At 70.4% G+C, this 14,398-nt stretch carries 12 protein-coding genes; 3 read left to right on the top strand and 9 right to left on the bottom strand.

What is annotated here, in order from left to right; genetic code table 11:
- The 3 genes from B056_RS0132630 to B056_RS0132620 all read right to left on the bottom strand — a co-directional run.
- On the bottom strand, window positions 1-687 hold a 687-nt coding region (locus B056_RS0132630; RefSeq protein ID WP_018506046.1), incomplete at its 3' end, for a GntR family transcriptional regulator.
- A gap of 72 nt (window positions 688-759) precedes the next feature.
- The gene (locus B056_RS0132625) at window positions 760-1,746 is read right to left on the bottom strand and encodes a phosphotransferase family protein (RefSeq protein ID WP_051105802.1); all 987 of its coding nucleotides are present in this window, start codon (window positions 1,744-1,746) and stop codon (window positions 760-762) included.
- Window positions 1,747-1,802: 56 nt separating this feature from the next.
- Complete coding sequence (locus B056_RS0132620) at window positions 1,803-3,107, bottom strand: acyl-CoA dehydrogenase family protein (RefSeq protein ID WP_018506044.1); 1,305 nt, start codon at window positions 3,105-3,107, stop codon at window positions 1,803-1,805.
- 59 nt (window positions 3,108-3,166) lie between these two features.
- Between B056_RS0132620 and B056_RS0132615 the strand changes: the two genes are divergently transcribed.
- On the top strand, window positions 3,167-4,933 hold the full coding sequence (locus B056_RS0132615) for a thiolase C-terminal domain-containing protein (RefSeq protein WP_018506043.1): 1,767 nt from the start codon (window positions 3,167-3,169) through the stop codon (window positions 4,931-4,933).
- A gap of 116 nt (window positions 4,934-5,049) precedes the next feature.
- Window positions 5,050-5,586, top strand: coding sequence for a PaaI family thioesterase (locus B056_RS0132610; RefSeq protein WP_018506042.1), 537 nt, complete (start codon window positions 5,050-5,052; stop codon window positions 5,584-5,586).
- A gap of 89 nt (window positions 5,587-5,675) precedes the next feature.
- Here B056_RS0132610 and B056_RS0132605 read toward each other — a convergent pair whose 3' ends face one another.
- The 4 genes from B056_RS0132605 to B056_RS0132590 form a co-directional block, all read right to left on the bottom strand.
- Window positions 5,676-6,869, bottom strand: coding sequence for a cytochrome P450 (locus B056_RS0132605; RefSeq protein WP_018506041.1), 1,194 nt, complete (start codon window positions 6,867-6,869; stop codon window positions 5,676-5,678).
- Between the two features lie 121 nt (window positions 6,870-6,990).
- Complete coding sequence (locus B056_RS0132600) at window positions 6,991-8,457, bottom strand: aldehyde dehydrogenase family protein (RefSeq protein WP_018506040.1); 1,467 nt, start codon at window positions 8,455-8,457, stop codon at window positions 6,991-6,993.
- A 12-nt stretch (window positions 8,458-8,469) separates the two neighbouring features.
- Window positions 8,470-9,459: a sucrase ferredoxin gene (locus tag B056_RS0132595; protein ID WP_018506039.1), complete on the bottom strand. Its 990-nt coding sequence runs from the start codon at window positions 9,457-9,459 to the stop codon at window positions 8,470-8,472.
- A gap of 4 nt (window positions 9,460-9,463) precedes the next feature.
- A complete protein-coding gene (locus tag B056_RS0132590; protein WP_018506038.1) occupies window positions 9,464-10,390 on the bottom strand; it encodes an enoyl-CoA hydratase in 927 nt (308 codons plus the stop codon).
- Between the two features lie 341 nt (window positions 10,391-10,731).
- Between B056_RS0132590 and B056_RS0132585 the strand changes: the two genes are divergently transcribed.
- Window positions 10,732-11,559, top strand: coding sequence for an SDR family oxidoreductase (locus B056_RS0132585; RefSeq protein ID WP_026240412.1), 828 nt, complete (start codon window positions 10,732-10,734; stop codon window positions 11,557-11,559).
- Window positions 11,560-11,644: 85 nt separating this feature from the next.
- On the opposite strand, the gene B056_RS38880 is transcribed toward B056_RS0132585, so the two are convergent.
- The gene (locus B056_RS38880) at window positions 11,645-12,727 is read right to left on the bottom strand and encodes an NAD(P)H-dependent amine dehydrogenase family protein (protein ID WP_035753591.1); all 1,083 of its coding nucleotides are present in this window, start codon (window positions 12,725-12,727) and stop codon (window positions 11,645-11,647) included.
- Window positions 12,728-12,860: 133 nt separating this feature from the next.
- Window positions 12,861-14,069 (bottom strand): CaiB/BaiF CoA transferase family protein, encoded by a 1,209-nt coding sequence (locus B056_RS0132575; protein WP_018506035.1) that lies wholly within the window; start codon window positions 14,067-14,069, stop codon window positions 12,861-12,863.
- Between the last annotated feature and the right edge of the window lie 329 nt (window positions 14,070-14,398).

Genomic DNA, 14,398 nt, shown 5'->3' with positions numbered 1-14,398 from the left:
GTAGCCGCGGGTGCGTAGGTGTTCGACGGTGACGGCGGCGCAGGAGCGTACGTGTTCCTCGCTGGTGCGGGCCGCCGCCGTGACGTCGCCGGCCCGGATCTCGGTCAGTAGTCGTTCGCGGTATTTCGTCTCGTTGTTCTCCCAGGCGGGGGCGTCGTAGTAGAAGCTGCCCTGCAGGACGCCGCCGAGGAAGTCGAGGATCGCGTCGAGGCGTGGTGATTTGCCGGCGGTGGCGATGATCTGGAAGAACCGGCGGTCCAGGCTCCGGCGGCGGGTCTCCTCGCCGGTGGTGGTGATCTCGCGGTGCAGTCGGGCGAGTTCCTCGATCTGCGTCGGGGTGAGGGTGCGCACGGCGCGTCGGGTGGTCATTCCGGAGACCAGGGCGACAACTTCGTAGTGGTCCTCGATGTCCTCGACGGTGACCTCGGCGACGAACGCGCCGCGCCGGGGGACGGCGTCGACGAAGCCTTTCTGTGCGAGTTCGATGAGGGCCTCGCGGACCGGGGCGCGGCTGATCCCGAGCGCGTCGGCGACCTCGTCCTGATCGATTTTGCTGCGTGGGGGTAGCGCGCGGGAGACGATCGCCTCCCGGATGAAGTCGGCGGCCTCGTCCTTGAGGTTGCCGTAGCGCCGCCGACCCGAGGCGAGCCGCCGGATCGCACTCGGGTCGGCGTCACGTGTCGTCACGGGAGGCTCACGTGGCCGTCCGGGGCGGGTGCCCGCGGCGCCGGTGTTCGCCCGTCATGTCCGCGTCCTCCGTCACCGCACCGCTGGATAGTCGCTCGACGCGGCGGTCTCCGCCGCCTCCTTCATGTACCTGACCACGTAGCCGCCGAAGTCCTTGAGTTTCGGGTCACCGTTCGCCCGCTGGTAGCCCTGCTCCAGGACGATCGCCAGCTTCCATTTTGCCAGCACCAGGTAGTAGTCGAAGTCGTCCACCTGCCGGCCGGAACGTTCCGCGTAGAACGCGAGGAGCTTCGAGCGCGGCGGCATGCCGACGAGGTACTCGTTGTCCGAGGGACCGGTCGGGTCCTCCGGCCAGCTGTGCAGCGCCCAGGCGACGTCCAGCTTCGGGTCGCCGACGGTGCCCATCTCCCAGTCGAGGATGGCCGCCAGCCGGGCCGGCGCGCCATGCCGGAACATCACGTTCGGGAACTGGTAGTCACCGTGCATGACCCCGGGGACGAAGTCGAGCGGCCGGTGGCACGCCAGCCACCGGGTCGCCTCGTCGAGCCCGGGGATCTCCCGAGCCCGGATCCGCTCGTAGAAGCGGGTCCACCGCGCGACCTGCCGGTCGTGGTAGCCGTCGGGACGGCCGAGGTCGCCCAGGCCGCGGGCCCGCCAGTCGAGGGCGCCCATCCGCACGATGCCGTCGATGAGCTCGTGGGCCAGACCGCCGCGTGCCTCGAGGTCGGTGTCGAACGGCGGCGCCCACCAGCCCGGTGTGTTCATCACCGACCAGCCGTCGACCACGTCCATCAGGTAGAAGGGACGGCCGATCACGCTCGGGTCCGCGCAGGCGGCGATGCCGTCGGCGACGGGCACGTCGGTCCCGGTCAGCGCCTCGATGATCCGCCACTCGCGCAGGATCCCGGCGTCACGGTCGGCCGGCGCGGCGACGGGCGGCTTGCGCAGCGCGGCGCGGAAGTCGCCCCGGCTGACCTCGAAGATCTCGTTCTGCCGGCCCCCGGAGAGCAGCCGCACCTGGACGGGCAGGCCCGCGCCGGGCAGGTCCCGGGTGTCCATCCACCGGCCGAGCGCGTCGACGTCGAGCGCCGGACCGGTGTCGCTCACCGCCTGGCTCACTGGTCGGCGCCGGTGGGCTCGAGGAACTCGGCCCACTTCTTGCGGGCGGCCTCCTGGCGCAGCGGCAGCCACTGCGTCGGCCACAGGCCCTCCGCCGGCTTGCCGTCCCGGAGCACGGCGCGGGCGACCGTCACCCGGTGGATCTCGCTGGGACCGTCGGCCAGGCCCAGGATCATCGAGCCGGAGAACCACTCGTTGAGCGGCAGGTCGTTCGTCGTCCCGAGCGCGCCGTGCACCTGCAGCGCCCGCTGGGTGATGTTGTGCATGACCTGCGGGGTCAGCACCTTCACCGCGGCGATGTCGTGCCGGACGGCCCGGTAGTCCTTCAGCTTGTCGATGCGCCACGCCACGTACAGCACGAAGAGCCGGAACTGGGTGAGCTCGGCGTAGGAGTCGGCGAGGTAGTTCTGCACCGACTGCTTCTCACTGAGCCGGCTGCCCTTCGTCTCGCGGCTCAGGGCCCGCTCGACCATCATGTCCAGGGCGCGGCGGGCCTGGCTCACGGTGCGCATCGCGTGGTGGATCCGCCCGCCGCCGAGCCGGGTCTGGCTGATCGCGAAGGCCTGCCCCTCGCCGCCCAGCACGTTCTCCTCCGGCACCCGGACGTCGGTGAAGCGGACGAGGCCGTGCGTGCCCTCGCCGGGCACGTCCTGCCCGAACAGGGCCATGTTGCGCTCGATCTCGATGCCGGGGGTGTCGCTCGGCACGATGAACATCGAGGCGCCGTGGTGGATGGCGGCGTCCGGATTGGTGACCGCCATGACGAGGTAGAACGAGGCCCACTTGGCGTGCGAGGCGAAGAACTTCAGGCCGTTGATCACCCAGCCGTCGCCGTCCCGCTCGGCCCGGGTGGTGAACACGCCCGGGTCGGAGCCGCCCTGCGGCTCGGTCATCGCGAAGCAGGAGACGATGTCGCCGTCGAGCAGCGGCTGGAGGTAGAGCCGCTTCTGCTCCTCGGTGCCGTAGTGGGCGAGGATCTCGGCGTTACCGGTGTCGGGCGCCGCCGTACCGAAGATCACCGGCCCCCAGGCCGCCCGGCCGATGATCTCGTTGAGCAGGGCGAGCTTCACCTGGCCGTAGCCCTGGCCGCCGAGCTCCTGCCCGAGGTGGCAGGCCCACAGGCCCTGGTCGCGGACCTGCTGCTTGAGCGGGCCGACGATGCGCCCGATGACCGGGTCGATCGGCCGCTCGAAGACCTGGTGCCGCCACAGCGCGTCGAGGGGTTCGACCTCCTCCCGGACGAAGCGCTCCGCCCAGTCCAGCTTCTTCTGGTACTCCGGCTCGGTCTCGAACTCCCACACGGCGCGCCTCCAGTGATCCCGGGATTGCTTTCTCAAGTCGACAATATATTATTTGCCAGGTGACGAGCAACGCCTCCCCCTCGACGCCCCGCCCGCTGCCGGCGCTGGACGGCCTCAACGCCTTCTACTGGTCCGCGGGCCGCGACGGCGTCCTGCGGTTCCAGCGCTGCCAGGACTGCGCCTCGCTGGTGCACCCGCCGCAGCCGGTCTGCTGCTACTGCCACTCCGACCATCTCGGGGTCACCGAGGTCAGCGGCCGTGGCACGGTCATCGGCGTCACCGTCAACCACCAGCCGTGGGAACCGGCCTTCCCACCCCCGTTCGTCGTCGCGTCGGTCGCGATCGACGAGGACCCGCGGGTCCGCGTGATCACCGGCCTGGTGGACCTCCCGGCCGAGGAGGCGGCCGTCGGGCTGCGCGTCCAGGTGCGGTTCGAGCCGGCCGGCGACGACGTGTGGCTCCCGCTGTTCGCCCCGGCGCCGGGCGAACCGGGCCCGGGTCCGGGTCCGGGTCCGGAGCCGGACCCGGGCGACGGGCCGCGACGGGGCCTGGCGTTCGGGCCCCTCCCCGACGACGTCATCGCCCCGGCGGAGCACGGGCGGCACGTGCGGCCGATGGTCCGCACTGACAAGTTCGAGGACCGGGTGGCGATCACCGGGATCGGCATGTCCCCGGTCGGCCGGCGGCTGATGCTGCCGCCGCTCACACTGGCCGCGGCCGCGGCCAGGGCGGCGGTCGCCGACGCCGGCCTGGAACTGTCCGACATCGACGGGCTGTCGACCTTCCCCGGCGGGGAGCTGATCGGCGGCTTCACCGAGGGCGGGGTGACCGCGCTCGCCGACACCCTGGGCATCCGGCCCACCTGGTACAACGGCGGCTCGGAGACGTTCGGCCCCGGCGGCGCCGTCGTCGCGGCCATGCTCGCGGTCGCCAGTGGGCTGGCCCGGCACGTCCTGTGCTTCCGCACCGTGTGGCAGTCGACCTACGCCGCCCAGCAGCGGGCCGCCAACCCGGGCGGCGGCAGCCCGTACGGCATCGGCGGCCGGGGCGGCCGGATCACCGGGCCGCAGGGGTACATCGCGCCGTACGGCGTCGGTTCCGTCGCCATCAACCTCGCGATGATCGCCTCGAACTACTTCCACCGCTACGGCGCGACCCGCGAGGCCCTCGGCTGGATCGCGATCAACCAGCGGGCGAACGCGGCGCTCAACCCGCAGGCCGTCTACCGCGACCCGATGACGATGGACGACTACCTCAACGCCCGGCCGATCACCACACCGTTCGGCCTGTACGACTGCGACGTCCCGATGGACGCGAGCCTCGCCGTGATCGTCTCCGCGGTGGAGACCGCCGGCGACCTGGCCAGCCAGCCGGTGTTCGTCGAAGCCGTCGGCACGCAGATCACGGAGCGGTTCCTCTGGCACCAGAGCACGACGAGCCACGAACCGCAGACACTCGGCCCGTCCGCGCACCTGTGGTCGCGCACCTCGCTGCGGCCGGCCGACGTCCAGGTCGCGCAGCTCTACGACGGCTTCACCTTCAACTGCCTGTCCTGGTTGGAAGCCCTGGGCTTCTGCGGCATCGGTGAGGCCGCCGACTTCGTCGCCGGCGGCCACAACATCGCCCGCAAGGGCGGAGTCGTCGCGCTCAACACCCACGGCGGCCAGCTCTCGGCCGGCCGTACCCACGGCATGGGCATGATCCACGAGGCGGTCGTCCAGCTACGCGGCCAGGGCGGCGAGCGCCAGGTAGACGGCTGCTCCGTCGCCGCCGTCAGCACCGGCGGGCTCGCCCCCGCCGGCGCGATGCTGCTACGCCGGTCCTAGGAGGGATCTTGACGAAGAACCAGCGGACGCCGGCCGGGACCACCGGGACCGCAGGGACCGCAGGGACCGCAGGGACCGCAGGGACCGCAGGCGGTCTGGAGCCCGAGTTCGCCCGGATGCTCGACGCCCTACGGGTCCTGCAGGACACCGTGAGCGGCGTCGACCTACCGGCCGACGTGGCGCGGCAGGCCAGCCTGGACATCGAGCGGCTCAGCGGTCTCCTGAAGCCCTACCAGGTGGCCGAAACCCTGCAGGCCGCCGGCCGGACTCCCGGCATCGGGGGTCGCGCGCACGCGCTGCTGCCGGTGGTGCACGTCGACGAGGCCGACGACAACCGCCTCGTCGGGCACGTCACGTTCGGCCGGTACTACCTCGGCGGCTTCGGCACCGCCCACGGGGGAGCCATCCCGCTGATGTTCGACGAGGTGATGGGGCGGCTCTCGAACGCGGGCGGCCGGCCGATGGCACGGACTGCCTACCTCAACGTCAGCTTCCGCGCCGTCACCCCGATCGACGTCCGGCTCCGCGTCGAGGTCCGGCACGACCGGGAGGAGGGCCGCAAGCGGTACCTGACCGCCGCGCTCTACGACGGCGAGACGGTGACGGCCGACGCCACCGCCCTGTTCGTCACCCTCCGGCCGGGCCAGCGCTGAGGTCCGTCCGCGCGGCGGGGCGGCGTCCGCGCGGACGCCGCCCCGCCGTCTTCCCTTCTCCCGCTCTCCGTGGCCGCCCCCGCCGCGCGTCAGATCTCGAGGGGCAGCTTGTGGAATCCCCGGATGGTGGCGGTGTGGATGAGCTCCGCCCCCGACATGTCCACGTGCCAGTCGGAGAAGCGCGCGAGGAACTCCTCCAGGGCGATCCGGCCCTCGATACGCGCCAGCGCCGCCCCGAAGCAGTAGTGGACGCCCTTGCCGAAGGTGAGGTGCGCGTCGATCTTGCGGTGGATGTCGAACGTGTCCGGGTCCGGGAAGACCCGCGGGTCGCGGTTCGCCGCGCCGGTGAGCAGCGTGACGATCTTCCCCTCGTCGACGGTCCGCCCGTGCAGCTCGACCGGCTTCACCGTCACCCGGACCTGGATCGGCGACGGCACCTCGAAACGCAGCGTCTCCTCCACCGTGTTCGCGACGAGGGACCGGTCGGCGACGACCTCGGCCCGCTGGGCCGGATTGTCGGACAGCACCTTGCCGAGCCACCCGATCAGCCGGGCCGTGGTCTCGACACCGGCCGCGTAGAGCATCCCGACGTAGTTCAGGATCTCCGCGTCGGTGAGACCGCGTTCCTCCTTGGTGAACACGTCGGTGAACCGGGCCTGGATCAGGGTGGTGAGGAAGTCGTCGGCGGGATTGGCCTTCCGGTACTTCAGGAACGGCGCGTACGGCTCCCCGATGCTGGGCAGCCGCTGCTCGTCCTGCGGCTTCTCCTCGGTGAGCCTGGCCGACTCCTCGACGTGGTCACGAAGGTTCAGCAGGTACTCGTCGGGGATGCCGACCAGGGCACCGATGACCCGCATCGGCAGGTGGCTGGCGAAGTCCTGCATCAGGTCGAACCGGCCGCTGCCGACGAGCGGGTCCAGGTACTCCGCGCACAGCTCCCGGATCCGGGCCTCGAGCACCTGCACCCGCCGGGGGGTGACCGCCCGGCTGAGGATCAGCCGGTGCATGTCGTGCTGGGGCGGGTCCTCGGCGATGAACAGACCGGGCGGGGTCGGGATCCCGGCCTTCACCATCTCCATCAGGATGCCCTTGGAGGAGGTGTACTTCTGCCAGTCGACCGACGCCTCCTCGACGTCCGCGTACCGCGTCAGCGCGTAGAAGTCGTACCGCTCGTTGTAGTAGAGCGGCATCTCCTCGCGCATGCGGGTCCAGACCGGATACGGGTCCTGGTCGATGGCGAAGTCGTACGGGTCGTAGTAGATGTCGGTGGCGGCGGTGCTCACGCGGGCTTCCTCTCGGCGTGTGCGGGTACGGCGGACGTGGGCGGGGCGCTCGGCGCCGCGAGGGTGTGGACCGCGCCCGGCACGGCGACGCCCGAGGGCCGGGAGCGTAGGACGCCGGCGGTCACACCGGCTCGCAGAGGGCCTTGACCTGGAGGTACTCCTCGAACCCGAGCTTGCCGTTCTCGCGGCCGATCCCGCTCTGCTTGTAGCCCCCGAAGGGGACGTCCGGCCCGTAGTAGATGCCGCCGTCCACGATCATCGTGCCGGCGCGGATCTTGCGGGCCACCGCCTTGGACCGCTCGTGGTCACCGGAGAACACCGCGCCCGACAGGCCGAAGATGCTGTCGTTGGCGATGCGGATCGCGTCCGCCTCGTCGTCGAAGGGCAGCGCGACCAGCACCGGCCCGAAGATCTCGTTGCGGACGATGTCCGAGTCCTCGGGCATGTCCGCGAACAGCGTCGGCTCGAAGTAGTAGCCGCGCTCGAGGTGCGCCGGCCGGCCGCCGCCGATGACCGGCGTCCCGCCGGCCGCCTTGGCCCGTTCGACGATGCCCTCGACCCGGTCGCGGTGGCGCTCGCTGTTCAGCGGGCCCATCAGGTTGTTCGGGTCGAGCGGGTCGCCGTACGGCATCATCGACAGCATCTGCGCGGCGAGCTCCACCCCCTCCTCGAAGCGCGAGCGCGGCAGCAGCAGGCGGGTCAGCGTCGCGCAGCCCTGCCCGGCGTGGATGCACACCATGAAGGTGGACATGCCGATCGCCGTGCGGAAGTCGGCGTCCTCGAAGACGATGTTCGCGGACTTGCCGCCCAGCTCCAGGAAGCACTTCTTGATGGTCTCGGAGCCCAGCTTCATGATCCGCCGACCCACCGCGGTCGAGCCGGTGAAACTGATCAGGTCGACCCGCGGGTCGGTGATCAGCTCCTCGCCGCGGTCGTTGGCCGCGCTCGTGATGACGTTGAAGACGCCGGGCGGGATGTCCGTGTGCTCCGCGACGAGCTTGCCCATGGCGCTGGCGCACCACGGGGTCGTCGGGGCGGCCTTCAGCACCACCGTGTTCCCGGCGGCCAGCGCCGGGCCCACCTTCGCCAGGTTCACCTGGGTCGGCTGGTTCCACGGCGTGATCGCGCCGACCACCCCGTAGGCCTCCCGCTCGACCCACCGGTGGGCCCCGAAGCCCTCGATGTTGCCGTGCCCGAAGTCCTGGGTGAACTCGTACTTCTCCAGCATGTCGGCGACCCACCCGAGGCCCTCGACCGGCATGTCGTAGGTGGAGCCGGCCATCTTGGTGGGCAGGCCGACCTCCGCGGTCGCCATGGCCTTGTACTGCTCCGCGTGCTTGGCCATGGCGTCCTGCAGCTGACGCAGGCAGCGCACCCGGAAGGCGGTGTCGGTGCTCCAGCGGGTCTCGTCGAAGGCCTTGCGGGCGGCGGCGATGGCCGCGTCGACGTCACCGGTGGAGGCGTCGGCCGCGACACCGATCGAGGACTCGGTGGCCGGGTTGATGTTGTCGTAGGTGGCCCCGCCCTCCGCGTCCACCAACTGGCCGTCGATGAGCAGCTTCGCGGCGTTGAGACCGGCGTATGTCATGTCTTCCTCCTGTCAGGTGAGCCGCGCCTGCTCGCGGCGGACGACCGCGGAGACGGCCCATTCGGTCTGGCTCTTGCGAGCCGAGGCGGGCGGCTGCAGACAGTCGGGGGTGGGGACCGTGCGTCCGGGCTGGACACTCCCCGACCACGTGACGGTCCTGCCGTCGTCCTCCTGGAAGGTCAGCTCGGCGACCGAGCCGTCGAACGAGCCGCCGCGCGGGCGGTCCAGCACACGCCATCCCTCGCGGCGCAGCACCTCGACCTCCAGTGCCTGCACCTGGGGGCTGTCCAGACCGGAGCAGCCGCGGTAGCGATCGGCGACGGCGGCGAAGTCGCCCTCGCGGCTCAGCACCGCGTCGACCAGGCCGAGGTCGGCGAACGCCCAGCCGGTGCCCTGCGGGAGCACGAGCGCGACCGGGGCGAAACGGTGCCCGCCCAGGTGGCTGGTGCGCCACAGGTTCACGCCCGCGCGCGGGCCGGGCGCCGCGAGCCGGACCGCCAGCCCCGCCCCGAGCCGGCCGCAGCACGCGTCCCGCCGGCCGTGCCCGCACACCAGGACGTCGACCGCGGGAGCCTCCAGGCTCGACGGCGCCGGATCGGCGGCCGCGGCGACCAGGGCGGCGACGGTGTCCGGCAGCGACGGGCCGGCTGTGGTCTCGAAACGTCGGTAGCCGGCGAAGCCCGGGTCGCCCAGGTCGCCCGGCGCGCCCGGTGCTCGGGCGTGCAGGATCACCCGGCGGCTCTCCGCCGGGGTGTCGGGGTCGACGGGCATGACCGCCTGCAGCCGGTAGCCGGCGGGGGCGATGACGGGCGCGACCACCGCGGCCTGCGCGGTCTCGCCGACGTCGTGCGGCCACGGCAGCGGGATCTCGACGAGCAGATAGCCCGGGTAGGTGCCGGCGGTCCCCGCCGGGGAGAGGGAGCTCGCGCGCGCCCAGTCGCTGCATCTGACCTTCGCGTCGCGGTCGAGGCCGAAGAAGGGGGGCTCCGCGGTCGTCGTCATGTGCTCAACCCACCGGGTCGGGGGCGACGACCTGGTCACGCAAAGCCGGCGCGACCCGCGGGCTGGTCCGCCAGTCGACGACGCCCTCGTCCCCGGGCATGCCCATGGGCATGCCGTCGTCATGTACCCAGCCCCAGTGGGCGTGGTTCAGCTCATGCAGCGTGAAACAGGCGTTCAGTGCTGTGTAGAAGCCCATGTGGTCGACGCTCTGGTTGACCGATTCCTTGATCAGAAGCGCCGCCATGGTGGGCATGGCGGCGATCCGTCGGGCGAAGGCCAGGGCGGATTCCTGGAGTTCATCCGGAGGGAAGATCTTGGAGACCATCCCGAGGCGCCAGGCCTCCTCGGCGTCGATGGAGTCACCGGTGAGGAGAAGCTCCTTGGCCTTGCGCGGGCCGAACTCCCAGGGGTGCGCGAAATACTCCATACCGCACATACCGAGCCGCGTTCCCACCATGTCCGCGAACGTCGTGCCCTCGGCGGCGACGATGAGATCACAGGCCCACATCAACATGAGCCCGGCGGCGTAGACCTCGCCGTGCACGGCGGCGACCGTGATCTTACGCAGGTTGCGCCAGCGGCGGGTGCTCTCGAAGAAGTGATGCCATTCCTGCAGCATCAGCTTCTCGGCACCCTGCCGGGTACCGCCGTTGACTCCGGCCGAGGGATGCCGGTTGGGCCCGGGCGCCATGTCCTCCCGGCCCTGCCGCGAGCCCATGTCGTGACCCGTCGAGAACATCGGGCCGTTTCCCCCGAGGATCACGACCCGTACCGCGTCGTCCTCCTCCGCCCGCAGGAACGCCTGCCCGAGCTCCACCAGAAGCCCTCGGTTCTGGGCATTGCGCGTCTCTGGACGATTGAGCATGATCCGCACGATCGCACCGTCGTCGAGCGACTCGTACGTGAGGTAGCGGTAAAGCGAATCGCTCATCGGAGCCCTTCTGTCCAGGACGCGCGAGATCCTCCGCGCAATGTCGGCCGGATGCCGGTCGGGCGGATGTCCGGCGAACCGTTTAACTCACGGATCATCTACCTGGGCCGTCGCCGTCCATATTTACACTAGGTTGAAGTACATGTACTGTCAACCCGGCCTGCTGGGAGGGAGGATGTGGATGAAGGTTGCGCTGACCGTGTCGGACTTTCCGGACCGGGCGGAGATGGCGCGCCCGGAGGGTGTGACACAGGGTGCGCCACCCACATGGAATACCAGACACGACGCACGGCTTCGAGGCCCGAACACAGCTGACGGGCGAACCCGGAGGTTCACAGATCATGACTGACGGACAGGCATTTCGTTACGACGGCAAGCGGGTCGTGGTGGTCGGCGGCGCCACGGGCATGGGCGCGGCCGCGACCAGGACGGCCGCCGGCCTCGGCGCCGAGGTCGTGGTCCTGGACCGCGCCCCCGTCGACTATCCCGTCGCGCAGTTCCTCCAGGTCGACCTGGGTGACCGCAAGCAGATCGACGCCACCCTCGACGAGCTGGACGGCCCGGTCGACGCGCTGTTCTCCGCCGCCGGCATGGCCGCCGGCCCGGCGGTGATGCGGGTCAACTTCATCGGGCACCGACACATCATCGAGCGGATGGTGGCCGAGAAGACTTTAGCGGCGGGATCGGCGATCTGCCTGATCTCCTCGGTGGCCGGACTCGGTTGGCAGAACCACCTGCCGACGCTCGTCGAGTTCCTCGCCACTCCCGACTTCGAGTCCGCCGACAGCTGGGTCAGTGCCCACGAGGGCACCAACAGCTACATGTTCAGCAAGCAGGTCATCAACGCCTATGTCGCCCGCGAGGCCTACCCGCTGCTGAGCAAGGGGGTCCGGATCAACGCCATCTGCCCCGGCCCGACCGACACCCCCCTCGCCCAGGCGAACAGCTGGCTCGGTTTCGACAAGCAGTACCGCGAGGCGACCGGCACCACGCCGCTGCTGGCGGAGCAGATGGGCGACGTGATGGTCTTCCTGAACAGCCCCGCGGCGAGCGGGATCAGCGGCGTCAGCCTGCTGGTCGACTCCGGGCACGTCATGGCCTCGATCGGCGGGTCCTGGGAGGCGGGCCGACCGGTGATCGAGTTCCTGATGACCCAGAACGCGATCTGACCACCGCACCCGACGCCCGCCCCTGACTGACAAGCGTCCGGCCCCGGTACCGACTGTCGGTACCGGGGCCGGTTTCGTCGGGCGACTAGCCCACCGAGGCCGGGCTGGTCACCGGATTCGGGTTACGGGAGGGGAACGGCGCGACGTCGAGCAGCGAGAGCACGCCCGGCGGGGCCTCGCACACCCGGGGCACCGCGTTGACCACGCTCATCGCCGAGGCGACGGCGATCGGGTCGCCGACGTAGCCGGCGGGCGCGGAGAGCTTCATGTCCAGCTGGACGCTGGGCAGGCCGACGACCTCCGTCCGGTAGCCGTCACCGCGGAAACCCAGCTCGGAGAAGTCGTTCTCGCGCAGCTTCTCCACGTGCTCGACGATGACCGCCGGCCGTCCGTCGATGATGCCCTTCACCCGGTAGCGCAGCCCGGAGATGGTCCCGACCGGGATGTGCCCGGACGCGACGTCGAACGTCTCGTCCGCGTAGATGAAGTCGTGGTCCTCGACGATCTTCTCGATCGTCCCCCCGATCGCGTCGGCGATCAGGTGCAGCGTCGTCGCGTGGTAGCTCGTTGTCACACCCGGCTGCAGAATCGGGATCCGGTCGACGTCGTTCTGGCCGAAGCCGAAGAACTTCGTGATTCCCGGGCCCTCCCAGAAGCCGTTGTTCATGAACTGGTACATGTGGACGCTGGTGACCTCACGGGTCAGGGTCAGCGCGGACAGCGCGAGCCCCGCCGTTCCGTAACCGGGGTCCATCCCCACCGTGAGGAAGGACGTGCCGCCGTCACGGCAGGCCTGTTCGAGTTCCCGGTAGAGCTTGTCGTCCTGGGCGCGGGGATACACCAGCGTCGGCCACCAGAGGTTCACCACGTTCTTGCCCGACCGCAGAATCCGCAGCAGCTCCCCGAACGTCTCCGTCGGGTCCTCCACCCAGTTGCGGCCGACCGCGAAGACGACGCAGTCCGCGTGCTCGGCGAGCAGGGCGTCCCTGTCCCGGGTCGCCCGCACGCCCAGCGGAGGTAACCCGCACAGCTCACCGATGTCGCGGCCGTCCTTGTCCGGCGAGTGGACCCAGGCACCCGCCAGCTCCAGATCGGCGTGGCCGAGGATGCCGGTCACCGCCTCCCTGGCCACCGTGCCGGCCGTCCACTGAATGACCCGATAAGACACGATCTCCTCCGTCTGTCAGGACCGGTTTTCGACTCGGTTGGCTGCGCCTGTCCCGCGGCCGGCCGCGCGGCGGCGGGCACACGGATGTCAGCGATGCCGGTGAAGTTGGTGAAGTCGGTGAAGTCGGTGAATGTCAGGTGATGGCGCCGTCGATTTTGAGTTTGATGATGGTGTCGTCGGTGTGGCCGAGTTCGTGGAGGAGGGTGTCGGTGTGTTCGGCGAAGAGGGGGGCGCGGCGGGTGTGGGGGGGTGTGTTGTCGAACTGGACGGGGTTGGTGACGAGTTGGCGGGGTTTGCCTTCGCTGTCGGTGAGGGTGGTGAGGTAGCCGTTGGCGTGCATCTGGGGGTCGTTGAGGATGTCGTGGGGGTTCTGGATGGGGGCCCAGGGGCCTTCCATGGTCTGGAGGTGTTCGGTCCAGTGGGCGAAGGTGTTCGCGGCGATGGCGTCGGCGATGTACTGGCCGGCGTCGGCGGCGTTGGCGCGTAGGGCTTCGGCGGTGGTGAAGCGGGGGTCGTCGATGAGGTGGTCGAGACCGAGGTGGTGGCAGACGTCGGCGAAGTAGCGGAACGCCTGGGGCATGGTGAAGTTGATCCACCGGCCGTCGGAGGTGCGGAAGTGGCCGACGGTGGGGTTCCCGACCGTGTTCATCATGGTCTGGTTGAGCGGGATCGGGGTTTTGCTGGCGCCGGTGAGCGCGGCGTTGCCGAGGTCGAGGGCGAACGCCCAGGCTCCCACGGACATGAGGGAGACGTCGACGACGGAGGTCTGCCCGGTGGTGGCGCGGCCGTAGAGGGCGGCGGCGATCCCGCCGGCGATCGTCATCCCGCCGGTGGAGTCGCCGTAGGCGCCGGCGGGCATGGTGACCACGCGGGGGGAGTCCGGGGGGGTGACACCCCAGGCGCTGCCCATCCGGCACCAGAACGCCGACCCGTCGTAGCCGCCCTTCTCCGCCCACGGCCCGCGCTGGCCGTGCGCGGAGCCCCGCACGTAGATGATGTCCGGGTTGGCCTTGCGGATGTCGGCGACGTCGAGGTGTAGCCGGGCCCGCGCGGCCGGCAGGAAGTTCGTCAGGAACACGTCGGCGTCCCGGCACAGCTCGAGCAGGATCTCGTACCCGCCCGGGGTCGCCAGGTCCAGGCCGATACTGCGCTTGCCCCGGTTGGGATGATCCATCAGCGGCTGGAACGTGCCGTCCTTGGGATGGTTCACCATCCCCCGCTGCGCGTCCCCGGCCTCCGCGTGCTCCACCTTGATCACATCGGCGCCCCACTCGGCCAGGACACCCCCCGCCGCCGGAGTGAACGTGAACTGGGCGACCTCGACCATCTTGACGCCCGCCATAGGTTGATGCACTCCGCCGCTCTCCCTTCCACCCGCACCGCGACGCCAGCGACGCCCGTGTGCGCCTGTGAACTCGACCGGACGGCACCCAGACGCCTCAGGCACCTGCACAAGGCCCCGCCCCGCACACCATAGTTAGACCGAGTCAAAGAACGCAAGAGGGCCCCGACCCACCCCCACACCCCCGCCGACCCACCACACCCGCCACCACACCCGCCACCCCGACCCACCCGCACCACACCCCCCGCCAGGTCAAATCGAGGGTTGTGTGACCTGCGCCCACCTGCTAAAAAGTAGACCTCACAAATTGCACTCAGTTGAAACTCTGG

This window comes from Parafrankia discariae (assembly GCF_000373365.1).
GTDB lineage: Bacteria > Actinomycetota > Actinomycetes > Frankiales > Frankiaceae > Parafrankia > Parafrankia discariae.
This window is presented reverse-complemented; position numbering and strand designations above follow the sequence as displayed.